Below are 25,716 nucleotides of genomic sequence, written 5' to 3'. Positions count from 1 at the left end.
TCGTTGCGCCGTATACAATTGATGTTTCCATAAAAAATCAAACGTCAGGCTTTCAACGACATCATTCCCCAATCATGTCAATTCAGTGTAAATAGCGATTAAGGTCATTGTTTATGAAATACTTTTTATCATTCGCGCTGCGGCACAATGCACCATGATCGCGTATTTGCTGCGCCGCTTACTGTATGCCGTACCGATTTTGATTGGCGTTAACTTATTGACGTTTATGTTGTTTTTCGTGGTCAACGCGCCGGACGATATGGCGCGAATGCAGTTGGGCGAAAAGCGCGTCACGCAGGAAGCAGTGCAACTGTGGAAGCAGGCGCATGGTTACGACAAACCGCTGCTGTTCAATCCAGCAGCAGCAGGCGCAGCACAATTCACCGACACCATTTTCTTTGAGAAATCAGTACGTTTATTTGTGTTCCAGTTTGGCGCATCCGATGACGGACGCAACATTGGTGCGGACATTGCGCAGCGGATGTGGCCGAGTTTGGCGATTGCGCTGCCGGTGCTCATCGTCGGGTTGGCGGTCAATATCAGCGTGGCGCTGCTGCTCGTGCTGTTGCGAGCGACTTACGTGGACATCGGCAGTGTCGTGATTCTGGTGGCGCTGCTGTCAATTTCCGGCTTGTTTTACATCATCGGCGGACAATTTGTGTTGAGCAAACTGCTGCATCTCGCGCCGATTTCCGGTTACGACACCGGCGTTAATGCGTGGAAATTCTTGGTGTTACCGGTGCTGATTGGCGTCATCAGCGGCATCGGCGCAGGCACGCGCTGGTATCGCACCCTGTTTTTAGAAGAAATCAGCAAGGATTACGTCCGCACGGCGCGAGCCAAGGGTTTATCGGAAACGCGGGTGTTGGTGCGCCACGTGCTCGGCAATGCACTGATACCAATTTTGACTGGTGTCGTCGTGGTGTTGCCGCTGCTCTTCATGGGCAGTTTATTGACGGAATCGTTTTTCGGCATTCCCGGACTCGGCAGCTATACCATTGATGCAATTAGCAATCAGGATTTCGCCATCGTCCGCGCAATGGTGTTTCTCGGTGCAGTGCTCTACATTTTGGGATTGATGTTGACCGATTTTTCCTACGCGCTGGTCGATCCCCGAATCCGCCTGCAATGAGGTTGCCAATGCCATGCCGTTGATTCCAGTGATTTTATGGACAGATGCGCTCGTGTTTGTGCTCCTCGCGCTGGCGCTGGGATTTGGCGTTTATGCGGCGCGTCACGAACATCTCCGCGCTCCGTGGCGACGGGTGCTGCGCTCGCCGGTCGGCATGGTGACGCTGCTGGTGCTCGGCAGTTACGCGCTGATTGGTGTGCTTGACACCGTGCATGTGCGGCTGCGACTGGAAACCAGCGCCAGCACTGCGCCAGCACAATACGCGCCCGACGTAATGAGCCTGCTCGATCTTGCGTTGAGCGATTTGCGTACCCAGCAAGAAAAAACCTACTCCGCGCCTTTTGCGACGCATCTCTTTGTTAAAGAAGCAATTGAACAACCAGATGGCAGCCTGAATCGCGCTTATCCGCGTCTGCAATACGGCGGGCGCAATCTCCGCGATCCCGACACCGAACGCGCTGCCGACATCGCCGCACGGACGCTCATCGGCGCGTTGAAAGGTTTGATTGCATGGGCATTTTTCAGCGCAGGATGGCTGTGGTTGCTGGCGCGGCGACGCACTGCATCGCTGGCGCAAGTTGCAGCGGACATTCGCACCGGACGGACTGCGCTGCCGTGGCGCACCGCGTTGATCACACTCGGCATGTTGTTTTTACTGGGATTTATCGCAGCGGAATTGGCAGCGAGTTATCACCTGCTCGGCACGGACAAGGTGGGCGAAGATGTGTTTTATCAAACCCTGAAAAGTGTGCGCACCGGCTTATTGATTGGCACGTTAACGACGCTGGTGATGCTGCCAGCGGCGCTGTTGCTGGGCATTGCGGCGGGCTATTTTCGCGGCTGGGTGGACGACCTGATTCAGTATCTTTACACCACGTTAAACGCTATTCCCGGCGTGTTGCTGATTGCTGCCGCGATTTTGATGTTGCAGGTGTACATGACTAATCACGCCGATGAGTTCACCAGTTTGGTCGAGCGAGCGGATTTGCGGCTGCTGTTTTTGTGCCTGATTCTCGGCGTCACCAGTTGGACGGGATTGTGTCGGCTGCTGCGCGGCGAGGCGTTGAAACTGCGCGAAGTGGAATATGTGCAAGCGGCGCTGGCGCTCAGCGTGGGACATTTCACCATTCTCACCCGCCACATTTTGCCCAACGTGATGCACATCGTGCTGATGACGCTGGTGCTGGATTTCAGCGGACTGGTGTTGGCGGAAGCAGTGCTGTCGTATGTCAACATCGGCGTTGATCCGACGATGAACAGCTGGGGCAATATGATTAACAGCGCCCGGCTGGAACTGGCGCGAGAGCCGGTCGTGTGGTGGTCGCTGGCGGCCGCATTTAGTTTCATGTTTATTCTGGTTTTGGCAGCAAATCTGTTTGCCGATGTCGTGCGGGATGCGTTTGATCCGCGCCTGCGCACCGTTCATTAACAATTGAAAACTGCAACATGTTCAAACGTTTAAGAGAAGATATTGCCTGCGTGTTTGAGCGCGATCCGGCAGCGCGAACCCGCTTTGAAGTGTTCACGCTGTATCCCGGCGTTCACGCGATGCTGGCGCATCGGCTGGCGCATCGGCTGTGGATTAACAATTTCAAATGGTTAGCGCGAGCACTCGCCAATCTCAGCCGATTATTCACCGGCATCGAAATTCATCCTGGCGCAGTGATTGGGCGGCGCTTTTTTATTGATCACGGAATGGGCGTGGTCATCGGTGAAACGGCGGTGATTGGCGACGATTGCACGCTCTATCACGGCGTCACGCTTGGCGGCACCAGTTGGCAAAAAGGCAAGCGCCATCCGACACTTGGGCGCGATGTCGTGGTTGGAGCTGGCGCAAAAGTGCTCGGTCCGATTGAGATCGGCGACGGAGCACGAATCGGCTCCAACGCCGTCGTGGTCAAATCCGTGCCCGCTGGCGCGACGGCGGTCGGCATCCCCGGACGCATTATTGAACCGCCCGAAAATGCCGCAGCCCAGCGCCGCGCCGACACCGCCAAACGCATCGGCTTTGATGCTTACGGCGCGACCCGCGACGCGCCCGATCCGATTGCGAATGCGATCAATCGAATGCTCGACCATATTCACACGATGGATCAACGGGTTGAGAAGATTTCGCAGGTGCTCGAAAGCCGCGAATTGATGCCACACTTCGAGCATGACGGCGATTTGGATACAGTCATCCTCGCGCCAGCGACTGATGCGGAAATTCCGCTTGGTGCAAATAAACTCACTGAATAACCATTTCGTTATTTCAATTCAGTTTTATGAACTGCGCCGCCAAATTGTGCCCTGTGCACCGTCTTCTAACACAATTCCTGCTTCGGTTAAAACGGCACGAATTCGATCCGCTTCTACCCATTGTTTTGCGGCGCGAGCTTGAATACGCTGCGCAATTAAATCATCAATTGCTGCATCGGTTAATCCGTCATCCGTCGCATTACCGCGCAAATACTCATCTGCATCGGCTTGTAAAATACCGAGCACCGCGCCGAGCGTTCGCAATTGCGCACCAAGTGCCGCAGCGCGATTCACATCAATTGCGCGAATACGATTCATTTCACGCACCACATCGAATAACACCGCCAATGCTTCTGGCGTATTAAAATCATCATCCATCGCTGCATGAAAGCGTTCGTTAAACGACGCATCATCTGCTGGCGCAGCAATTGGCAATCCCCGCAAAGCCGTATAGCAGCGCGTCAACGCATGGCGTGCATTTTGCAAATTATCATCGTCATAATTTAACGGGCTACGATATTGACTGGTGAGAATGAAATAGCGGATTTCTTCAGCGCGATAACGCTGCAAAATCTCGCGCACAGTAAAGAAATTGCCTAACGATTTAGACATCTTTTCTTCATTGATCCGTACAAAACCGTTGTGCATCCACACATTCACATATTGCTCGCCAGTCGCTGCTTCTGATTGTGCAATTTCATTTTCGTGATGCGGAAATTGAAGATCAGCACCGCCGCCGTGAATATCGAAATGATTACCTAAAGCGCAGGTACTCATTGCCGAGCATTCAATATGCCAACCTGGTCGTCCATTGCCCCACGGCGATTCCCAAAATGGTTCATCAGGTTTTGCCGCTTTCCATAATACGAAATCCAATGGATCGCGCTTTGCTTCATCAATATCCACGCGAGCACCAGCACGAAGGTCTTGCGGATTTTTACCGGACAATTTGCCGTAATCGGCGAATTGACTAACAGAATAATAAACATCGCCATTGTCAGCAGCATACGCAAAACCTTTATCAATCAGCGCATTCACCATTGCGATGATTTCGGCAATGTGCGCAGTAGCACGTGGTTCCGCAGTCGGCGGCAAAATACTAAGCGCCGCTGAATCCTCGTGCATGGCTTGAATAAAACGCTCGGTTAATGCGGTAAATGGTTCGCCATTTTCGGCAGCACGACGAATGATCTTGTCATCAATATCGGTAATGTTGCGCAAATAGGTCACGTCATAGCCAAGCGCCTGTAAATAGCGATAAACCACATCGAAAACCACCAGCACTCGCGCATGACCGAGATGACAATAGTCATAAACCGTCATGCCGCAGACATACATCCGCACCTTATTGGGTTCAATCGTTTGGAAGAATTCTTTCTGACGGGTCAGGGTGTTGTAAATCTGTAGCATCGAAAAATTGCCTTGACAATGCCTAGGAACGAGGTGTTATTTTAGCAGAAAGTTTTGTTGTTTGAATGGGTGATTTTCGTTCTCAAGGTGACAGACTATCGCCGTTGATTGAACGGCTTAAATTCATTTTAGTTGGAGACAAGAATGGCAACATTTAAATTCAGTACGATTAAAAACGGGGATTCAATCGCGTTTAATCCGCTAACTGACATTTTCCAGTTCGATGATCCCGCCATTAGTGCAGGTTTAGGTAAGGTTAGCCCGGTCGAAAATAACCTGCAATTTAGTTATGCAGGAAAATCGTTTACGTTCGGCAATGTCAGCCTGGGACAATTGACTTCGAAAAACGTGACCTTCATCAACGGCAGTAAATTATTAGTTGGCGATGACACTACTGCTACCGTCAACGACGATTCTTCTAATATGCTATTCACCGGTGGATCAATATCCGATTTACTTTTTGGCATGGGTGGTAATGATACGTTAGACGGCGGTGCGAATGCTGACGTTATGATCGGTGGTGCTGGCGCTGATCTCTACATCGCTGATGATGATGGCGATCAGGTTAATGAAAACGACGATGGTATTGGAGATACAGTCAATGCATCGGTTAGTTATGAGCTGGATGCGAATGTCGAGAATTTAAATCTGACTGGCAGCGCTCATATCAACGGCACGGGAAACACACTTGGTAATGTTATTACTGGCAACGCTGGCAACAACATCTTAGATGGCGGAGATGGTGTTGATACGATGAGTGGTGGCGATGGTAATGATATTTACCTCGTCGATGACTCCTACTATAAATATTCTTACGGCTCCATTCTTTATGGCGATGTTTACGATCAAGTCGAAGAGGACTCTTCAGGAACAGCCGGCGGGATTGATACCGTGCGTTCTTTCATCAGCTATACGCTAACTAGCAATGTTGAAAATCTAGAACTACAAGCTATTTCTGGTTATAGATACCACATCAATGGTACCGGCAATATTCTGAACAACCTTCTGGTTGGTAATGATGATCAAAATGTCCTAGATGGTCTTGGTGGTGCAGATACCATGAAGGGCGGAGATAGCAACGATGTCTATTACGTTGACAACGTTGGTGACATGGTAACTGAAGAGAATACAGCAATAGTGGATGATCAGGTTGATCTCGTTAAATCAACCATTAGCTATACTCTGACTGAGAACGTTGAAAAATTGCAATTGATGGGCGGTGCGAACATCAATGCCACAGGGAACAAACTGAATAACGTTTTGTATGCCAATACAGGAGATAACGTTTTCGATGGTGGGCTTGGTATCGATACAGTATCTTATGAATCAAGGGTTGATTCAAAAGCAGATTTTGCGGGCGCTGATGCAGCCTATGCGGGTGTTTTAATCTCTTTAGACACCACTGGTATTCAATACACCCGTGGTTCTGGGAAGGATACCTTCATTAACATCGAGAACCTTATTGGCAGCCAATACAACGATACGTTGACCGGTAATAGCAAGGCAAATCGATTGGATGGCTCAAGTGGAGCAGATCGTTTGATAGGTGGTGACGGTAACGATACTTATATCGTTGATAACGCTGATCTTGTGATTGAAACCAATTCGGCAACAACTGAAACTGACATCGTGCTATCGAGTGTGAGCCATGTCTTGAATGCCAATGTGGAACAACTGACCCTAACTGGCAATGATGCGATTAACGGAACAGGCAATGAACTGTCAAATACTATCATTGGTAACAGTAAGGCTAACTTCCTTGATGGTATGGCAGGCTCTGACCAATTAAAAGGTGGCAATGGCAATGACAGTTATGTGGTTGACACGATTTCTGATACGGTTATTGAACAACCTTCAGAAGGAATTGATACAGTATTGACCGACATTAGCTACACGCTCCCTATGAATGTCGAGAACTTACAATTATTGGGATCAGATAACCTCAGTGGTACTGGTAATGCACTGGCAAATGTCATCTATGCCAACGTTGGCAATAATGTGCTGGATGGTCAGGGCGGTGTGAATACGGTGTCCTATCAGTTTGGAGCAATTACTGGTATTCGTGTTAATCTATCTTTGACGGCAGCACAGGTCACTGGGGGTTCTGGAACGGATACGCTGTTGAATGGCAGCTTCAGCAATTTGACTGGCAGCAGTTATGATGATTTTTTGATTGGCACTGATAAAGATAACGTGCTGGATGGTTTGGGCGGAAGCGATACCGTCTCTTATGAAAGTGCGACTGCGGTAATTACTGTTGATCTGAGCAGTAAAAGTGCTCAAGCAACAGGTGGTTCCGGTAAAGACACGCTGCTGAATATTGAGAATTTAAACGGCAGCAATTTCAATGACATCATCACTGTTAGCACAGCGAACAATATTATCAATGGCGGTGGCGGTGTTGACACAGTTTCCTATGCAGGTTCTGCAGCAGTTGAGGTCAGTTTAGTAACCAGTGATATACAGAATACAGGCGGTTCTGGTCGGGATATCCTGATTAATATTGAGAACCTGATTGGTAGCAAGTCCAACGATATTCTGATTGGCAATACAGGCGACAATCTGCTGAATGGTGGTGCTGGTATTGATACCCTGACAGGAGGAGACGGCAATGACATTTATATCGTCGATAATTCGCTCGATGTGGTAATTGAGAAGAATAGCCAGCTAACCCAGATTGATACGGTTCAATCCAACGTCAGTTTTACACTCAGTGACAACGTTGAGAATTTGCAGTTACTGGACACGAAAAAAGTCAGCATTAACGGAACTGGCAACTCACTCAATAATAGCCTGACGGGCAACGCTGCTAGCAATACGTTAATTGGTGGTTCAGGCAACGACACGCTTAACGGCGGCGACGGCAAGGATACGCTGCAAGGCGATCTGGGTGCTGACTCTTTCTGTTTTAACCTACCCAGTGATAGCAAGGTTTCTGATCCCGATGTTATCAGTGATTTTGTACATGCACAGGGTGATATAATCGATTTGTCATCACTAGCGTTCTATTCGGGAACATTTGCGTTCATTAGTAATGCAGCCTTTGGTGGAAAAGTCGGTGAGTTGCGCTTTGAGATCAATGCAGGCAACGTGCTAGTTACGGGTGATATTAATGGCGATAAAGTGGCTGATTTTGCCATTCAGTTGACAGGAGTCACAACACCGATGGTAGCTGCTGATTTCGTGCTTTAATTAGATTCAAAAGCAGTATTTTTCGTTCTGAATTTAATACTGCTTTTCACCACGATCTTTATGAAACAACAGTAGATAGCGCCACAATCAACTGGGATTAGGATTGTGAGCTCTATCTACTTGTTTTACTGAATTGATTACCCGCTGTCATAGCGCCACTCCATTCAGAATAAATGCTGCTACTTCATCTTCACCAATCCGCTGCCCCGGCTCTCCACCAACTAACCGATGAATTGCACAAGCCGGCAATACCGCTTGCACATCTTCTGGAATGACATATTCCCGCGCTGCTAATAATGCCCAGGCTTTTGCTGCGTGCAAAATACCCAGCCCAGCACGAGGCGATAATCCATAAATGAATCGCTCTGAACCGCGAGTGAATTGCAAAATCGCGTGAATATAATCAATGATCGGTGGTGCGGCGTGAATTGCAATAACCTGTTGTTGCAGCGCCAGCAATTGCGCATTCGTCAATACTGGCGCTTGCCGCGCTACCATCGCTCGCCGATCTTCACCAGCGAGCAGCCGTTTTTCCTGCACGGCTTCGGGATAACCCAGTCGAATGCGCATTAAAAACCGATCAAGTTGCGATTCCGGCAGTGGAAAAGTACCGATTTGAAATAGTGGATTTTGTGTACCAATCACAAAAAATGGCTCCGGCAATGGGCGCGTTTCGCCTTCAACTGTCACCTGCCGTTCTTCCATCGCTTCCAGCAATGCGCTCTGCGCTTTTGGTGTGGCGCGATTGATTTCATCTGCCAGCACTAATTGCGAAAAAATCGGTCCGGGATGAAAACGGAAGCTCTCCGCAGCGCGGTCATACACTGCCACGCCAATGACATCAGCAGGCAATAAATCGCTCGTGAATTGAATGCGGGCGTAATCCAAACCGAGCAGCCGCGCCAGCAAATGTGCCAGCGTAGTTTTGCCGACGCCCGGCACGTCCTCAATCAGCAAATGTCCCTGCGCCAGCAAGCATGTCAGCGCCAGCCGCAATTCGTGATCCTTGCCGAGAATCACGGTGCTGGCATGTTTCAAAATGACATCAGGCAGGCTGAGGTGAGATGTATTGATTGGGTTTAGATTAGGTAATGTCATGGATTTAGGCTCTTTTCGTTATCGCGCAAAATCATTCCAGAAGATGATGCAGTCAAATTAAAGGTTTTCTGGCGCTCGCCGTTAGTGGCACTGAACGACCTCTTTGTCCCGGCTTACCGCTTATTGAGTTAGCAGTTCAGCCGATTTGATCACGTTAGGAGAGCAGTCATGTCATTAGTCATCAATACCAATATGGCGTCGCTGAACGCACAGCGGAATATCACAAAATCGCAGAATACCCTAGGTCAAACCATGGAGCGGTTGAGCAGCGGAATGCGCATCAACTCTGCGAAAGATGATGCCGCCGGTTCCGCCATCGCTAACCGCTTGACTTCACAAGTCCGCGGTTTAGAACAAGCCACCCGCAATGCCAATGATGGTATTTCGTTGGTGCAAACCGCTGAAAGTGCGTTGACTGAATCCAGTAACATTTTGCAGCGGATGCGCGAGTTATCGGTGCAATCGGCGAACGGAACCTACACCTCCGGCAACCGCACCACGCTGAATGCTGAAACGCAGCAGTTAGTTAAAGAACTCGACCGCATTTCTGGCAGTACCAATTTCAATGGTCTGAACTTGCTTGACGGCTCCTCAAGCGATGTGAAATTACAGATCGGTGCTGAATCGAACGAAACGATCAGCGTCAACATTAGTGCGATGACCTCCAAAGAGCTGGGCGTTTCTGATTCGGCAGGCATCACGTCTTTTGCCAAATCCGGAGTAGGGACTGGTACGAGTGCGGCTGCAACAATGACTTCAGCGGCAACAGCCCTCGATCCCTTTAGTTCTGGTGATCTGATCATCAACGGCATCACCATCGATCCAGCAGTGACTTCTGCTGACACTGCGTCGCATGACGCGAAAAATTCCAGTGCGATTGCGACCGCTGCCGCAATCAATGCGAAAACTAGTGAAACCGGCGTCACCGCGGTTGTCGGTGAAACGCGGGTTGGCGGCACGGCAATGACGACGGCTAACGCGACCGATGCTGGGGTCATTTCGATCAATAACGTGTCGATTAGTGTGAATCTATCCGACGACATGACCACCACCCGCTCTGGACTTGTGCGTGACATTAATCTGCTCTCCAAGCAGACCGGTGTCACTGCGGTTGACAGTGGAACGGATAATGGCGGCATCACTTTGCTCGCAGAGGATGGGCGGAATATCTCGGTTTATAACGTATCGGGAACGCTCACAGACGTTAAGACTGGAATCAGTGGACTTTCCACAACAAGTGGCAACGGCGTCATTACTACTGGAACCGTAACTTTGGTTGCGGATGGCGGCAAAGATATCAAGATCACCTCGAATGCAACCGGCAAGGCGACGGATGCTGGCTTTATGGAAGGCACCTACAATGGCAAAGGCACTCAGGTCTCATCCCGATTGAATGACAGCACAGCGGTAATGACAGCAGCCAATGTGATGGTGAATGGCATTGGGGTCGGTCCGTCGTATGCAATTGATGATTCCGCATCATCAGGCGGCAATGGTTACAGCGCGATTGCTAAAGCCGCGGCGTTTAACAAGGTTTCTGAGCAAACTGGCGTGACGGCAGTGGTCAATCAGAATGTCGCCAAGGGTACGACTGCGCAATTGACCTCAACGAGTGCAAGTACTGTGGCATTAACTGTCAACGGCGTATCGATTACCTCGTTCAGTGCTACCACCAGCGCTAGCTCCAATCGCCAAGAATTGGTGACGCAGATCAATAAAATTTCAGGAGAGACCGGAGTACGGGCAGTTGATACTGGTGTGGACGGTTCAACTTTAGGCGGCGGTGTGCAATTGATTGCTGACGACGGGCGCAACATTGTTATCGATGAAAGTAACGGTGCGTATGGTGGGCTATCAGTGACTGATGGCACCTATGTTGGCGACTTCACGCTAACCTCGGATAAAGAGATCGTCATCACTCGCGGCATGGATCCCAACATCGCTCTTACTGGTTTGAGCGTCGGTAATTACGGCAACGGTGAAGACGGCATGTCGATCGCCAGCATTGACATCTCCACTGCTGAGGGTGCACAAAAAGCGATTACCGCTATTGATAACGCGCTGGAGCAAGTCAACAACACCAAGTCTGACTTGGGTGCAATCAATAACCGACTCGACTTCACCATCAGCAACTTGGGCGGCATTCAACAGAACTCGGAAGCCTCGCGTTCACGGATCGTAGACGCAGACTTTGCGAAAGAAACAGCGAATCTGTCACGGGCACAGGTATTGCAACAGGCGAGTTCGGCGATGCTGGCGCAAGCCAACTCCGCACCGCAACAGGTGATGTCACTCCTGCGTTAAACTGATCGCTAATCCTCCTGCCCCCCTTTTAGAAAACAAAAAGCCCCCTTTGAAAAAGGGGGTTGGGGGGATTTAAAAACACCTCTCACACAAAAGGACGGTCGATCATGGTCAGCGAATCTTCCACGCTTGGCGCAATCGGATCGCCCGCCGCGCTTTCCCGCCTCACCAAGTCAGATCAACCAACACGATCTACCGAAGACGCCGCACCCGCACCAATCCCAACGCTGACTGCGCAGCCGGTTTCCACCCAAACGCCAGTTGATGCCAGCGGTAATCCGCCACCTGATTCAGTTGAACGTGTCAGCAAGGCAGTTGAACGCATCAATGAAATGATGCAAAACAATAAACAGATGATTACCTTTGCGATGGATCAAGATTCCGGGCGAATGGTGATTCGGGTAGTTGACAGTAAAACCGATGAGTTAATTCGGCAAATTCCCAACGAAGAAACACTAAAATTTGCGCAATATGTGGATGGTTTAGTGGGTTTAATTTTTAATCATAAAGCATGACATCTTAATTTTTTAATTGCGATCACAGGAGACCAGTATGGACACCAATATCGTTAGTACACTCGGCGCTGGATCAGGTATTGACATCACCAAATTGGTTTCGCAATTGGTCGAAGTCGAACGCGCTCCACAACAGGCGCGAATTGATGCCAAGCAGAAAACGCTAGAGGCACAAATTTCTGGTTATGGCAAACTGAAAAGTGCGTTGGATACGATTAAAACCGCAGTTGCTTCTCTCGGTAGTACCGATTTATTCAATGCCCGTTCAGTGGCAGTGCCCACTTCAGAAGCGATTACTGCTGACAAGGTTTCGCCCGGTGCGCAAATTGGCAGTTATAAAATCAATGTGACTCAAGTTGCCAGCGCCCAATCGATTGCGACTGAAGAGCAAACTGAACGCGATAGCGCATTGAATAAATCTGGCAATATGACTATTAGTTTTGGCGCTTGGACTTATACTGGCAGCGATCCCACCAGTTTTGCCACCAATACTGACCGTGAGGCACTATCAATTAATGTTACGGCTGCTGATTCGCTCGATACCATCGCTGAAAAAATCAATAGCCAAAATGCTGGTGTGCAGGCATCAGTGATTAAAGTGGATGATAAATATCAATTAACACTGACGGCACCCTCTGGCGCATCTAACGCAATGCAAATCAGTGTTGATGATCCAAGTCTCAATTCTTTTTCATTCACAGCAACGAACCATGCTTCTGTGACCGAAACCCAGCAGGCTAGTGATGCTAAATTAACCGTCAACGGTCTAGAAGTGATCCGCGAGAGTAATACGATTGACGATGTTATTTCTGGGCTGAATTTCACAGTGAATAAAGCCATGCTTGCGACTGAAAGCCTGACTTTTTCCGTGACAGCAGATAAAAGTGCGGCAGAAACAGCGGTACGCGGATTTGTCACTGCTTATAACACCTTTCAAGAAACCACTAATAAATTAGTTGGTTATACCCGTGATGCCGATAACAATCTGGTGCGCGGCGATCTTGCTGGCGATAGTTCAGCACGCAGCACAATTAACCGAATGCGTACTTTAATCGGCGGCGCAGTGCCCGGTTTAGAAAGTGGTTTTACTGCGTTGACCAACGTCGGTATTCGCACTGAACGCGATGGTAGTTTAAGTATTAACCAAACTGAATTCAACGATGCTTTTACCAATCATTTTGATTTAGTTGGTGAGCTATTTGCTAATAAAACCACATCTGCCAATAGTGCTGTCACGGTGAATCAAGGCACTTTTGCCTCTGCTGCAGTTGCGGGTAGTTATGAGATTGCGATTACTCGTGATCCAACAAAAGGTGAAACGATTGGCAGTACGATGACTGATACTTTTCCAAAAACGATTGCCACTGGTGATGGTTATACCTTTAAGCTCAATGTCGATGGCGTTTCCTCCCACTCAATTGAACTGACAGGCACTTATAGTTCAGTAGAACAATTGCGCCTTGATTTGCAATCACGGATTAACTCGGATTCTAAATTAAAAGCCGCTGGAGTTGGCGTCGATGTTGGCTTTGATACCGTTAACAATCAGTTCAGTTTTAAGTCGCGGGAATACGGTTCTATTTCCCAAGCTGGGTTTACTGAAACTGGAACAGGAATGGCGAATTTAGGAATTTCTCCAACGCAAGCAAAAGTTTTTAGCAGTGCCATTACGCAAGCTACTTTCAATAGCGGCACTAATAGTTTTACGCCATCACTAGATGCTACTACAAAAGATTATACGTTCAAGATCAACGTTGATGGTCTTGAATCAAGCTCTATCACCTTGATAAATACCTATAACACTGCTGCTGATGTCGCTGCAGAGCTAGAGGCAAAAATCAATGCTGATTCCACATTATCCACTGCTGGTGCGGCAGTTGATGTTGAATACGACACCACGAATAAGCGATTTATTTTTAATTCGCGGGCTGGTGGTACGGTGTCAGCGATTAGCTTCGCGAGCATTAGTAATGACATGGCGGAATTTGGAATTAGCACCACAATGGGTGGCACTCGCGGTATTGATGTTGCTGGCACTGTAAATGGCATCGAAGGTTTTGGCGCAGGCAATGTGCTATTACCAGATATTGAATCCGACGCTTATGGCTTAAACTTTAGCGTTCGCGCTGGCGCAACAGCGCAAAGTGGCAGCGGCTTTCAGGTGAGTTTTTCGCGGGGTATGGCTGGTGAGCTCTCGAATCTAATTGATAACTTTTTGAGTTCGACCGGTGTGATTGAATCGCGTGAATCAGGTATTCAAACCCAGCTTGATCGTTTGGGTGAAGATAAAACGAAGTTAAATACTCGAATGACGACTGTTTCCGCACGCTTGACCGCGCAATTCGTCACGATGGAGCGCATTGTAGCGAGTCTTCAAGATACTGGCGGTCAACTTGATGGCTTGGTAGATCGGCTGCCATTTACCGCATCTAATAAATAAACATTGAATGATCGCAATGAAAAAAGCCCCGAACGGGGGCTTTTTTTGTGTATTTAATCCGCCCAGCGCCCGTGACCGGGAATACTGACTTGATGTTCGTTGTATACGCCATCTGCTGCGCCGCGATGACATTGATTACATTGGCTAAAACTGCCAACTTCCGGGTTGCCCGTCACCAGTCGTGCCGGAATTTCATCGTGCTTACGCATGAAGTAGCGGGTTTTAGTGATGCGCGGTAACGCATTTCCTTGATTTTGTGCGTTGGGCGCGGCGGCAACCGCAAAGGCTTGAGCGCGAGTTTGCGCAGCATGATCGGCAGCGTTTGCACTGAGATAACCGTTGATTTCGTTGCGAATTGTGTCTGATAAGCTGGCATCGTCGCCATAATGATTAGCTAGTGCCGCTGGCGTCATCACTTGCGTCCAAGCTGTGGCGGGAAGCAGCCCCGGTTGATACGCCATGTGACAGGAGCCGCATTCTTTGCCATAAGTTGCATTGGTAACTGGCGCAATATCAGCGCGAGATTCTACCCAACCACTATTTTTATGGTGCTTGCTCCGTCCGTCATCATCATCATTATCATCATCGCTAAAAGCCACGCTAACGACGCCGAGAGAAAACAAACCAATAGCGATCATGCTCAATATGCGTTTGGAATTGTTCATTGGTTTTATCGCTCGCTCATTGAGTTTTGATGTAGCTGATGAAATCAGCTTTTTCATTGGTGCTGCATTCGCGTTCAAACGTCCATTTACAATTACGCGCCAGCCATTTTTCAATCTTTTCGGGATCGGTTAAGCGTTGCAGATTGACCGAAGGAGCCATTGGTTCAATCACCTTGCCGGTTTTGGCGTGACGTCCAGCTTGCGTCAAATCTTGACCGTGACAGGTGGCGCAGCTGCGAGCGGGTGAACCATCGGTTTGCGCATGTTCGGCGTTCCATGCAGCTTTACCGGCGGCGGGATCGGCAGCGAATGACGCAGCAGAAAACGTCAATGCAGCAGTAATCGCTGTGATTACAAGATGTTGACGCATCATTTTGCACTCCGTTTGAAGCCGGTAATCATTGCGCCAATCAGGTTTTCACGATGCGACAAACTGGAAAACGCCACGCCAGCCAAATGAAAGAACACCAGCGCCAGCGTGAAATTGGCAAAAAATTCATGCACTTCTTCAATCGCCTCGCCAGTTGCTTCCGATGCGCCGCTCATCATTCCCGCAAGTGGTCCAGCAAATTCCGTCGCGCCATATAACGCCATACCGCTCAACGCAGTCGCCGTTAAGGTCAGCAACATGACGATCACCATCGCGCCGCCGGCGGGGTTATGACCGAGATAACGCGGCGCTTGATGCGTCAGCGCAGCTTTCAGATAAGCCATGATCTCGCGTGGTTGGCGCACAAAATCGCTAAATCGCGCATATTCGCTGCCAATCACGCCCCAAATGATGCGGACAGCAATCAGAATGAATACGAGATAACCGGCGTTGACGTGCACATTAAGCAAATCGTCTTCCACAATAAACGCCGTCATAAAAGCCGCTGCCAGCGTCCAATGAAAAGCGCGGATGAATCGATCCCAAACGCGCACTTGCGTATTCGGATTTGCAGTTGAAGTAGATTCGGTTGGAATTTGGGTGGGTATGGTCATCGGTGCGCCTCAATTGATGATTGAATTGATCGTTGCAGTGTGCCGCGATCTGAAACGCAGATTAACAATGACGCCCTGACCAATAGCTATCGGTCGTTGTCAGCGAATGGTCAGGAAATGGATGCTATGGATGTTTTGCAGAGTTCATTCGTGGTTCATGGTGTAATACGCCGCTATCAAGTCGAACGCTGCGGGTTGCCAATTGCGCCAGCACTTGTTGATCGTGCGATACAATCACCATTGCCTGTTTTAATGCAGCGAGATATTGAATTAATCGCGCTTCAGTTGCGGCATCTAAACCATTCGTTGGTTCATCTAATAACAATACGGTCGGTTTCATTGCCAATACCGTCGCCAATGCCACCAGCCGTTTTTCCCCCGCCGATAGTCGATAAGTCACGCGCTCGGCAAATCCTGCCAATCCCAGCGCAGCCAAGGTGTCCAGTGCATCTGCTTTCGCCTGCGCCGAAGTACGTCCGAGATTGCGCGGCCCAAAGGCGACATCTTCCAGCACGGTCGGACAAAAAAGTTGATCATCAGCATCTTGAAACACCAGCCCGACTTGCGCTCGCACGGCGTGAAAATCCGTCTCGCTGCGCCGCACTTGACCAAAAGCGATCACTTCACCGGCCGTCGGACGTACCAGTCCGACCAATAAATGCAGCAACGTCGTTTTGCCTGCGCCGTTCGCACCAATCAGTGCCACGCGCTCGCCCGCTGCCAGCGCAAAATTGACGCCGCGCAGCACCGGATGCGTGGGATAACCAGAATGCACTTCGCGTAATTCGAGGAGCGATGGCATGGTTATCACCACGATTCCAGTGCAATTAAGCTGCTGAGAAATAACGCAAATCCCAGCGCTAGCGTCGTGTCAGCCCGTTGCCACTGCCACACCCACGCATCGAGCAAATACAGCCGCCCGTGAAATCCGCGCAAACGCATCGCCGCTGCCAGCCGTTGCGAGCGCGTCAAACTGCGCACCAGCAACATTCCCATCAGCCAACCGTAACTGTGCCAAGTGTGGCGATCGCTGCGTGGCACAAAAGCGCGAGCACGCATCGCTTGGCGCAAACGAATAAACTCTTGATATAACAAGTGAATCTGGCGAATGGTCAGCAGCAGCAAATGTACCAATTTTTCCGGTACGCCGAGCCGCGCCAGCGCGTGACCGAATTGCATCGGCTCCAGACTGCCGACCAGTGCCAGCATCATCACGACAATGGCGTTGGCTTTGAGCAACAGCGTTATTGCCAAGGTGAGACCGGTGCGGCTGGCGCTGAATCCGCCGACGGTGAATAGCGCCGCGCCGGGCACGGTCAGCGGTAATGTCAATAATAACAACAGCATCACGCTTTCTAGCGCCAGCAATTGTCGCCAACGTTTCCAGCCGCCGCTGCTGATGAGCATGGTCACGGCACTTAGCACTGCGATCAATAACGTGAATAAATGCGTGAAATTGACCGTCACCAGCGCAAAAACTCCAGCCGCAACGATGCGCAGCCGAGGATCGCGGGCGCATATCCAACAGGATGCAGGCGGAAGAAAAAGCGCGAGCTGGCTCACGGGCGAGGTGGGCTGCGGCGTTGACGCCACCACAGCAAAATGCCAGTTAAACCAACGATGTAGCCGATGCCGCCGAGAATGTCGCGGAAATGGGCTTGATTTTTAGCCGCTTGTAATTCCTCGCGCAGTGGTCGTACTTGCCTCGCCACTGCCTGCTCCATCGCCGCGAGCAGCGCCGGATCAACGGTGTTTGCGGTTGTAGTTGAAACGATGGCAGATGACGCTGGCGCTGCGGACAGCGGCAGATTTCCACCCAATTCCGCTGCCGTCACGCGCCATTGCGCCCGATGTCCGTCGCCACTGTCGGCAATCACCAAATGCTCGGTCGGCGTTTGCACCGGATAACTAAAACTGCCATCGGCGGCCGTGCGCAATTCCGCGAGCTTGTGACCCGTCGCATCCTGAATTGAAATGGACGCATCGCCCGCTTTCGCGCCACCCGCAAAATAGGCGCTGCCGCTGATATTCGCACCCTCGGCGCTGGCGAATACTTGCAGCCGATGCGCCAGCGCTGGGGCGCAATTGAAAGCACAAATAAACAATAGCGCCAATGTGCTGATGTAATTAACCACGCAATACCACCAATGGCTCCAATAATTCCGGCGCGACACGCTGTAAAAAAGTCAATACCGTGCCGGTAATCAGTGCCTCCACCAATGCGAGCGGTAAATAGCTTGCCAATAGCACTCCAGCCGCAGTGCGGAATGCGTCACCACTTAAACCTAAACTTAACGCCACCAATCCACCAGTTAATAACACTCCGCATAAACCTGCGGCAGCGCCAATCCAAAAAAATCGAGCTGGCGCAATTCGACGCAATAATGGCGTGAATAACAGTGCGCAGATCAACGCTGGCAATGCCATATTCAGCGTATTAACGCCCAGCACTAAAATTCCGCCATAACCAAAAAACGCTGCCTGTAATAGCAACGCCACGAATAATGCCGGAATTGCTGTCCACCCTAGCAATAAACCCATTAACCCATTTAATAATAAATGAACGCTGGTGGGTCCAATGGGAATCGTAATTAACGAAGAGACAAAAAAAGCAGCAGATAATACGGCTGCTGCGGGCAATCGTTCATCATCTAGTCGGCGCAGTGCGGTCGTCAATAAGCCGATTGAAAACACTGCGCCGCCAATTAACACTGGCGCAGATAACACGCCATCGGGAATATGTGCCATAGCTTATTTCATATCTCGTGTGCGCACCCAAATCAGCGCCCCTAATTCCACTGGAACCGCGTTTCCCGCTGGGTTTTTTAGTGGTTGATCGCCATTGAGTAATGCCGCAAATCCCCACCAGCCAGAATGAGGCATGGCGTAACTAAAGACGCCATTGGCATCAGTTTTAACGACTTGCGTCACAAACGGCGATGCTGGTGGTTTAATGGAGCTATCATTGCGCCATTCTACTTCAACTTCCGCAAAAGGCACTAGTTGACCGTTGTGTTTAACCACGCCAGTGAATAGATTTCCTGTCCATAATCCATAGGGGCGCGTTAATGGAATGATTTCAACCGGTAAGCCGATTTCAGTATCCCAGCCATTTTCTGCGCCAAATGCAGACACGATGACTTTGGTGTAATGAATAATCATCACACCTTCAGCCGGTTCCCAATAGGGCGCTGGCTCCACAAAAAACAGGTAATCGCCGGGCTGTTTAATGCGATAACTGGCACTAAACGTCTGATGATCGGCGATGCTGTGCGCAGTCAAATTAGGCAGTAAATCTTCGCGTCCCGTTGGGCTAATCACGCCAAATTGTACGGGTTGTGCCATGTTCATCAATGGCCCGCGTTCCATTGGATGCGTGAATTGCAAGTGCAATTCAACTGGATTTTCGCTGGCGGTAATAATGATTTCCGTATTTGGAATGAGTTCTTGAAAATGCGCCGCAGCAGTTGTGGCAAATGCGAGTGCAATCACCAATGAGAGGGCAAAACGAATCATAGAACGTATTCCTGCGCTGATAATTCTGAACAGATGTAGGTGTGCTGCATCAGGTGTTTTATACCCATCTAGGAATTAAAATCAGTGCCCAATTCACCACACAAAACGCAATACTGGAAAACACTGCGGCGGAGGCGATGTCTTTAGCGCGACCCGATAATTCATGTCGTTCTAAACCCACGCGATCAACATTGGCTTCAATTGCTGAATTGAGCAATTCAACAATGGGCACAATCAATAAACTGCCAACCAATAATGCGCGTTCAGTTGGCGTTTCGCCAAGCCATAGCGCCAGCGGAATGAAAAATATCAGCAGAAAAATCTCTTGTCGAAATGCTTCTTCATGTACGAAACAGGCTTTTAATCCGTTCATTGAATAGCCAAACGCAAACACGACGCGCCGCCAACCTTTTGCGTTTTGATTAGCCATTCGCATTCTCGTGATGATTCGGTGTCCACGCTAAATCTAATTGCCGTGCTGCTCGCACATCATCGAGACGACGCAAGGGCAAATGATGCGGCGCAGTTTTGAGATGTTGCGGATTTTCATAGGCTTCACGGCGAATGGCGGCAAGTGCGGCAATAAAACCATCCAATTCTTCTTTAGTTTCGGTTTCGGTTGGTTCAATCAATAAGCATTCCGGCACGAGTAATGGAAAATAAGTGGTTGGTGCGTGATAGCCGTAATCTAATAAACGTTTTGCAATATCCATAGCATTTACGCCGAGTTCTTTTGCTTCACGTTTCAGCGTGATAATGAATTCGTGGCTGGCGCGGCGTTGCGGATAAGCTGCTTCAAAACCAATGGCTTGCAGTCGTGCCAGCAGATAATTGGCGTTGAGCGTGGCGAATTCGGCGACGCGCCCCATGCCTTCGCGTCCGAGTAGCCGCGCATAAATATAAGCACGCAGCAAAATGCCGATGTTGCCGCCGAACGCGGTCAAGCGTCCGATGCTGTGCGGACGGTCGCGCTCGGTCAGCCAGCGATAAGTGCTGCCGTCGCAAGCGACCAATGGCACGGGTAAATAGGGTTCCAAACGCGGCGACACGCCGACGGGACCTGCGCCGGGTCCGCCGCCGCCGTGGGGAGTGGAAAAGGTTTTGTGCAGATTCATGTGAATCACATCGAAGCCCATGTCGCCGGGGCGCACCTTGCCCAAAATGGCGTTGAGATTTGCGCCGTCGTAATACAGCAAGCCGCCAGCGGTGTGCACGGTGCGGGCAATGGCTTGGATATTGCGGTCAAATACGCCGACCGTGCTGGGATTGGTCAACATGATTCCGGCAGTTTGTGGGCCGACTGCCGCTGCGAGTGCCGTCAAATCGACATCGCCATCAGCGCCGGTCGGAATCTCGCGGACAGTAAACCCGCACATCACGGCGGACGCGGGATTTGTGCCATGCGCGGCGTCGGGAACCAGCATTTCGGTTCGCGCTACATCGCCCCGCGCTTGATGATAAGCGCGGATCATCGCAACGCCGGCAAACTCGCCTTGCGCTCCGGCAGATGGAGCCAGCGATACTGCTGCCATGCCGGTGATTTCTTTCAAAATGTCTTGCAATTCAAACAGACAAGCCAGCACTCCCTGACCGTGACTGTCTGGCGTCAGCGGATGCCGATTGAGAAACCCCGGCAGCATCGCCAACGTGTGACAAACGCGAGGGTTATATTTCATCGTGCACGAACCGAGCGGATAACACTGCGTATCAATGGAAAAGTTCTTTTGTGACAAGCGCGTATAGTGACGCACCACCTGCATTTCAGACACTTCCGGCAGATGCGGACGAGTGCGACGGCGCAGCGCTGGAGCAATTGTAGTGACATCAAATGAATTGAGCGGCGCTTGCGTTGGCGCTCGGCGACCAGCACGGGATTGGTCGTAAATCAGCATGGCGGTATCCTAAAAATAAAGGTTAAATCCTGTTGGATGGAACAGATTTTACGGCGATTTGCCGAATCCATGTTAACGAATAGCGATATTGTGGGAAATCAACGTGAGATTTGAATCCGTCACTATGTCTGGAAATTTATTTGCAAATGCACCGGTGTTATCTCACGGCGAAACATTTGAATCATTACTCTGCTGCCCTCAATTACGCATTGAACGTATTATCAGCAGTGCTTATCCCGATCAACAGCTTTACGATCAAGTGCAAGATGAATGGGTGTGTTTATTACAAGGAACAGCGCAATTATGGATTGCTGGCGTTATTGTCAATCTTGTAGCAGGAGACTATTATTTTATTCCTGCGCACACACTGCATCGCGTTTTATACACAGCAGAAGAACCGCAGTGTATTTGGCTGGCAATTCATCTTGAAAACAGTTTTAGCGCAAGCAGCAACGTAAATTCTACACCAAACACTTAATTAATAATAGCATGACCATTCGCATCGTTTTGTTTGTCGCCGTGAGTTGTTTAATTGCATTCAGTGAAGGCATTTTTGTTTGGATCAACTATCATTCAGAGCAAAAACAATTCCAGATTTTTTTAGAGCAACGGGCAGATTACCTCGATAGTCTTTTTAAAACTGCACTTGACGATACTGCATTGCGTATGCAACAAACCGCTGCCTATATCGCTTCTATTCCTGAAGTACAAAAAACATTTTACGAGGGTCGCAAAGCAGTTGAAGCAGAAGGCGGTGGCAAGGGTGGATTGCAAGCACAAATAGCGCGGTGTCGTCTGCTCTCAATTGTATCCAGACCTTGGGAAGAATTAGAGCGTCTTTATGATACTCGTCAATTACACTTTCAATTTGGTTTAGCAGCAACCTCATTTTTGCGTGTTCATGCACCTGAAGAATTCGGCGATGATCTGGCAGATGTTCGTTTTACTATTCAAGATGCATTACGCTTAAAAAAGCCAACGATGGGTTTTGAATGTGGGCGTACTATCTGCGGAATTCGTGGCGTTGTTCCGATCACTTACAATGATCCAGATAATCCACAACGATTAACGCAAATTGGCGTTCTTGAAGCAGGAACATCTTATCAATCACTATTACAAATGGTTGAAAAATCAAGTGATACACATTTTGCAGTGCTTTTAACCTTGAGCCACACTCGTGAAACAATGTGGCCATATCATTTTGCAAACTACCTTGCTAAAAATTCGGCTGTTGGTAATTATTTTATTGAATCGAGCTTACATAATGAAACTCGCTATCTGTTAGATCATCCCTGTACGCAAGCGATTTTACATGAATTTGGTGTGAGTTGGTGTCACATTGATCAACGTGATATTGCAGTATCCGTGTTTCCATTACGCGACTATCAAAATCAAAATGATCCACATCGTGCGCCTGTTGGCGCAATTGCAACTTGGTATGATGTGACGAATGAAATAGCACAGTTACACCAGAATGTTCACAACAATATCATTTACAGTGTAGTTGCTTTTATTTTAATTGAAATCATGTTATTTATCGCTTTCCGTATTGCCACAAGAAAACTAAAACAGACGCTCAGTTTACAAACAACAGCGTTACGTGAATTATCTATACGCGACCAACTAACCAGCCTTTACAATCGAAGCTATCTAACAGAATGTTTAGCCAAAGAAGCAATTCGCGTTCAGCGTCGTCATCTTACTAACCTGAGCCTAATCGTCATCGATTTGGATCATTTCAAAAGTATTAATGATCGTTTTGGTTATGCTGTTGGCGATCAAGTTTTGATTGAGACAGCGCGATTAACACGTAGTTGTGTGCGGAATTCTGATTATATTTTTCGCTATGGTGATGAAGAATTTTTAGTTATTTTAACGGATACACCACTCAATATCGCCATTAAGTTATGTGAAGATTTACGTCAATTGTTAGTAATGAGCGCAATTTCAACCTTATCTGCTGGTAGTATTACTGCAAGTTTCGGTGTTACAGAACTCACATCTGCCAGCACTAGCTCCGTTGATCAGTTGTTGAAAGATGCCGAGCAAGCACTTTATCAAGCTAAAATTAAAGGTCATAATTGCATTGATGTTGTTTCTAATTCTTTGATTAAATAAGATTAGTTTTTGATCGCTAACGAGTTTTTTGACAACAGCCACAGCATGATCTGATTCCGGTTGATTTATGTCGTCTTGTCTCCATCTTCCAAACATTCAACTTTTCTCAAAACCTGAAGGATGCTGCGATGACCATTAATTTTCCGCTTGATAACGAAGGTTTTTTACTCAACCGCGATGATTGGAATGAACAGGTTGCGGTTGAATTGGCGCGTACCGATGATTTTGAAATGACTGAGCAAGTGATGTCGCTCATTCGTGATGCGCGTACCATGTATGATGAAGATGGCGTGGTTCCACCGATTCGTATTTTTGCCAAGAAGCAAAAGGTTTCAACCAAAGACCTCTATGACATTTTTAAGAAAGGTCCAATGAAACTCATTTGCAAATGGGGCGGACTACCCAAGCCTACTGGCTGCGTCTAAATCCCGCACATTGAATCACCAAAAACGCCGATAGTTATCGGCGTTTTTTATTGTTAAGATGTTGGTTATTCATGCTGCATCATGGTAAACATTCGAGAAATTACGACCATTAACGGCAGTTATGTTTGTTCTTAAAATTCCGATTAAATTGCACTAATGCGTGATATAATTCTCCGTGATTTCCATCGACATCATAAAGCCCGCCGTGTTGAATATGATCGAAAAACCAAATGCTACGCAATTGCAGTGTTGTTTCGGAATTTGCGGCAATGCGTAATGTCAACTGATCATTGTATGGAGCAGCAACGATTGCAGTGCATTGTAGCGGATTCGTATTCGCAGTAAAACGCAATTGCGTTGCACTATTTAGATTACCTGCGGTAATCGTTACACTGCCTACACTCGCTGCGCCAACAGCAATACATACTTGATCTGGTTGTGAATCCAGAGATGTCGGTAATCGTCCAGCAGCACTGGTGATTGTTTGTTCTAATACATCACCTGTCGCTAATTGCAATTCAGCATCTTCATTTGGCAACCACTTTAGAGCTGCGGAATTGGTTGAAGTGAATTTCCAACCATCTAAGCCAAGACTAAATGATGGGTTATACAGTGGACTTTCTCGATAATCACGGGTTGTCCAATAACCATAACCAATAACATTTTGCTGTTTTAATGTGCAAAGCGCAGTGTTCAGAAAATCGTCAAGCGCATTCGGCGCGAGAATCGCGTTGTGCTCGTAACCAAGCGAGTTATCAATCACATTAAATTGATCAATAAAAATTGCACGTTGCCCAGAAAATGCTCGTGTTTCCCGCAGCAAAGCTGCTAACAATTCATTACTGCGAGCAGCACTTAATTGCTCGCCAACATTCTCTGCGCCCCAAAATGGTGCCCAATAAATACTGACTGGTGCATTGCCGGTTTGCCGATACATCGCACGATGATCTAACCAAATCATTGGTTGATTTTCACCAGTCTTCACTGGGTCTTTATCAATACGGATTTCATAGCTCAAGTTAGGCAATAACTTCTGTGCGGGTTGATATAATTGCGTCATTACCAACCAATCCCAATACGCATGAAATAACGCAGCGTTAATGCCGTTTGCTGTCGGCAAGGGCGCATTTAATGGCGGACGTGTTCCTGCTGGCAATAGGCTCGTGAAATCCTCAAAAATGGTTTGTGCTGCCGGATCAATCTGATGTAACCATTGATCTTCCCAGCTCATCATCGTGAGAATGACCTGCGGCGAATTTTCCAAACTGCGTCCTAATCGCTCAATAAATTTGAGAAAAATGACGCGAGTTGCTGCGTCATTGAGCAATTGATGAATACGCTGCAACGGCGCTTCTGCATGAGGATTCAAACTCCAACCGTAACCCACGCGCAAAATCACACGCAAATCAGCTTGCGCCGCTGCATCAATTAAAAACTGCAGCCGCGTAAATGCACGTTCATTCCATTGGCAACATGGCGCAATCACCGGTTGAAAATCGCCCCAACTGACTAATAAAATCACCGTATTAAAACCATCTTTTCGCAATTGTTGAAAATCTTTTAATACGTACTCACGACGAAATGCGGACAGGAAATTTTTTGGCCAGTGTTCACCGAAATAATGTGCTGCAATCATTGGTTCTAAAGTTTGTTCATTTGATGCAGCAGGCATTTTTTCAGCAGTGAATAATGCACACCAGAACGCAATGACGAGTATTTTTTTCATTTGATGTTTGCTATTAATTGAATGCGGAAATGAACACGACAAGGCTACTGTTCAGCACCAT

23 protein-coding genes are annotated in these 25,716 nt (G+C 48.6%); 10 read left to right on the top strand and 13 right to left on the bottom strand.

Annotated features, from left to right (window positions below):
* Nucleotides 1-154 precede the first annotated feature (154 nt).
* The 3 genes from CXB77_RS02030 to cysE are packed head-to-tail and all read left to right on the top strand — an operon-like array spanning nt 155 to nt 3,370.
* Entirely contained in the window at nt 155-1,132 is a 978-nt protein-coding gene (locus CXB77_RS02030; RefSeq protein ID WP_105072596.1) for an ABC transporter permease, read from the top strand.
* A gap of 13 nt (nt 1,133-1,145) precedes the next feature.
* Nucleotides 1,146-2,561, top strand: a complete 1,416-nt coding sequence (locus CXB77_RS02025) for an ABC transporter permease (protein ID WP_105072595.1) — start codon at nt 1,146-1,148, stop codon at nt 2,559-2,561.
* Nucleotides 2,562-2,578: 17 nt separating this feature from the next.
* Complete coding sequence (gene cysE, locus CXB77_RS02020; protein WP_105072594.1) at nt 2,579-3,370, top strand: serine O-acetyltransferase; 792 nt, start codon at nt 2,579-2,581, stop codon at nt 3,368-3,370.
* A gap of 24 nt (nt 3,371-3,394) precedes the next feature.
* Here the strand turns inward: cysE and cysS are convergent, their stop codons facing one another.
* Nucleotides 3,395-4,780, bottom strand: coding sequence for a cysteine--tRNA ligase (gene cysS, locus CXB77_RS02015; RefSeq protein WP_105072593.1), 1,386 nt, complete (start codon nt 4,778-4,780; stop codon nt 3,395-3,397).
* Between the two features lie 144 nt (nt 4,781-4,924).
* Between cysS and CXB77_RS19000 the strand changes: the two genes are divergently transcribed.
* Nucleotides 4,925-7,972 (top strand): calcium-binding protein, encoded by a 3,048-nt coding sequence (locus CXB77_RS19000; RefSeq protein WP_146108646.1) that lies wholly within the window; start codon nt 4,925-4,927, stop codon nt 7,970-7,972.
* A 147-nt stretch (nt 7,973-8,119) separates the two neighbouring features.
* Here CXB77_RS19000 and CXB77_RS01990 read toward each other — a convergent pair whose 3' ends face one another.
* Complete coding sequence (locus tag CXB77_RS01990; RefSeq protein WP_105072588.1) at nt 8,120-9,070, bottom strand: AAA family ATPase; 951 nt, start codon at nt 9,068-9,070, stop codon at nt 8,120-8,122.
* Between the two features lie 168 nt (nt 9,071-9,238).
* Between CXB77_RS01990 and CXB77_RS01985 the strand changes: the two genes are divergently transcribed.
* The 3 genes from CXB77_RS01985 to fliD all read left to right on the top strand — a co-directional run bounded on the left by CXB77_RS01985 (nt 9,239) and on the right by fliD (nt 14,329).
* The gene (locus CXB77_RS01985; protein WP_105072587.1) at nt 9,239-11,374 is read left to right on the top strand and encodes a flagellin; all 2,136 of its coding nucleotides are present in this window, start codon (nt 9,239-9,241) and stop codon (nt 11,372-11,374) included.
* A 107-nt stretch (nt 11,375-11,481) separates the two neighbouring features.
* Nucleotides 11,482-11,889, top strand: coding sequence for a flagellar protein FlaG (locus CXB77_RS01980; RefSeq protein WP_105072586.1), 408 nt, complete (start codon nt 11,482-11,484; stop codon nt 11,887-11,889).
* Nucleotides 11,890-11,926: 37 nt separating this feature from the next.
* Complete coding sequence (gene fliD, locus CXB77_RS01975) at nt 11,927-14,329, top strand: flagellar filament capping protein FliD (RefSeq protein WP_105072585.1); 2,403 nt, start codon at nt 11,927-11,929, stop codon at nt 14,327-14,329.
* Between the two features lie 53 nt (nt 14,330-14,382).
* On the opposite strand, the gene CXB77_RS01970 is transcribed toward fliD, so the two are convergent.
* The 10 genes from CXB77_RS01970 to gcvPB form a co-directional block, all read right to left on the bottom strand.
* Nucleotides 14,383-14,994 carry a diheme cytochrome c gene (locus CXB77_RS01970; RefSeq protein ID WP_105072584.1) on the bottom strand — a complete coding sequence of 204 codons (612 nt, stop codon included), beginning with the start codon at nt 14,992-14,994 and terminating at the stop codon, nt 14,383-14,385.
* A gap of 16 nt (nt 14,995-15,010) precedes the next feature.
* Nucleotides 15,011-15,364: a DUF1924 domain-containing protein gene (locus CXB77_RS01965; protein WP_105072687.1), complete on the bottom strand. Its 354-nt coding sequence runs from the start codon at nt 15,362-15,364 to the stop codon at nt 15,011-15,013.
* A complete protein-coding gene (locus CXB77_RS01960) occupies nt 15,364-15,978 on the bottom strand; it encodes a cytochrome b/b6 domain-containing protein (protein ID WP_105072583.1) in 615 nt (204 codons plus the stop codon). Before CXB77_RS01960 ends, CXB77_RS01965 begins: the two co-directional genes overlap by 1 nt.
* Before the next feature lie 124 nt (nt 15,979-16,102).
* The gene (locus CXB77_RS01955; protein WP_105072582.1) at nt 16,103-16,780 is read right to left on the bottom strand and encodes an energy-coupling factor ABC transporter ATP-binding protein; all 678 of its coding nucleotides are present in this window, start codon (nt 16,778-16,780) and stop codon (nt 16,103-16,105) included.
* 5 nt (nt 16,781-16,785) lie between these two features.
* Nucleotides 16,786-17,571, bottom strand: a complete 786-nt coding sequence (cbiQ, locus tag CXB77_RS01950) for a cobalt ECF transporter T component CbiQ (RefSeq protein WP_242445349.1) — start codon at nt 17,569-17,571, stop codon at nt 16,786-16,788.
* Entirely contained in the window at nt 17,538-18,113 is a 576-nt protein-coding gene (locus CXB77_RS01945; RefSeq protein ID WP_197710964.1) for a hypothetical protein, read from the bottom strand. Before CXB77_RS01945 ends, cbiQ begins: the two co-directional genes overlap by 34 nt.
* Nucleotides 18,106-18,726, bottom strand: coding sequence for a cobalt transporter CbiM (gene cbiM / locus CXB77_RS01940; RefSeq protein ID WP_105072580.1), 621 nt, complete (start codon nt 18,724-18,726; stop codon nt 18,106-18,108). Before cbiM ends, CXB77_RS01945 begins: the two co-directional genes overlap by 8 nt.
* A gap of 3 nt (nt 18,727-18,729) precedes the next feature.
* On the bottom strand, nt 18,730-19,494 hold the full coding sequence (locus CXB77_RS01935) for a DUF4198 domain-containing protein (RefSeq protein ID WP_105072579.1): 765 nt from the start codon (nt 19,492-19,494) through the stop codon (nt 18,730-18,732).
* 58 nt (nt 19,495-19,552) lie between these two features.
* On the bottom strand, nt 19,553-19,924 hold the full coding sequence (locus tag CXB77_RS01930) for a diacylglycerol kinase (protein ID WP_105072578.1): 372 nt from the start codon (nt 19,922-19,924) through the stop codon (nt 19,553-19,555).
* Nucleotides 19,917-21,386, bottom strand: coding sequence for an aminomethyl-transferring glycine dehydrogenase subunit GcvPB (gene gcvPB, locus CXB77_RS01925; protein ID WP_105072577.1), 1,470 nt, complete (start codon nt 21,384-21,386; stop codon nt 19,917-19,919). Before gcvPB ends, CXB77_RS01930 begins: the two co-directional genes overlap by 8 nt.
* Nucleotides 21,387-21,510: 124 nt before the next feature.
* Here gcvPB and CXB77_RS01920 point away from each other — a divergent pair, with 124 nt between their 5' ends.
* From CXB77_RS01920 to CXB77_RS01910, 3 genes are all read left to right on the top strand, one after another.
* Nucleotides 21,511-21,864 carry a cupin domain-containing protein gene (locus tag CXB77_RS01920; RefSeq protein ID WP_105072576.1) on the top strand — a complete coding sequence of 118 codons (354 nt, stop codon included), beginning with the start codon at nt 21,511-21,513 and terminating at the stop codon, nt 21,862-21,864.
* 11 nt (nt 21,865-21,875) lie between these two features.
* A complete protein-coding gene (locus CXB77_RS01915) occupies nt 21,876-23,504 on the top strand; it encodes a sensor domain-containing diguanylate cyclase (protein WP_105072575.1) in 1,629 nt (542 codons plus the stop codon).
* A 128-nt stretch (nt 23,505-23,632) separates the two neighbouring features.
* Entirely contained in the window at nt 23,633-23,929 is a 297-nt protein-coding gene (locus CXB77_RS01910; RefSeq protein ID WP_105072574.1) for a TusE/DsrC/DsvC family sulfur relay protein, read from the top strand.
* A gap of 109 nt (nt 23,930-24,038) precedes the next feature.
* On the opposite strand, the gene CXB77_RS01905 is transcribed toward CXB77_RS01910, so the two are convergent.
* Nucleotides 24,039-25,655 carry a hypothetical protein gene (locus tag CXB77_RS01905; RefSeq protein ID WP_105072573.1) on the bottom strand — a complete coding sequence of 539 codons (1,617 nt, stop codon included), beginning with the start codon at nt 25,653-25,655 and terminating at the stop codon, nt 24,039-24,041.
* Nucleotides 25,656-25,716 lie beyond the last annotated feature (61 nt).

It is taken from the genome of Chromatium okenii, assembly GCF_002958735.1.
Classification (GTDB): Bacteria; Pseudomonadota; Gammaproteobacteria; order Chromatiales; family Chromatiaceae; genus Chromatium; species Chromatium okenii_A.
Note: the sequence above shows the minus strand (reverse complement) of the source record. Positions and strands in the feature narration are given on the sequence as shown.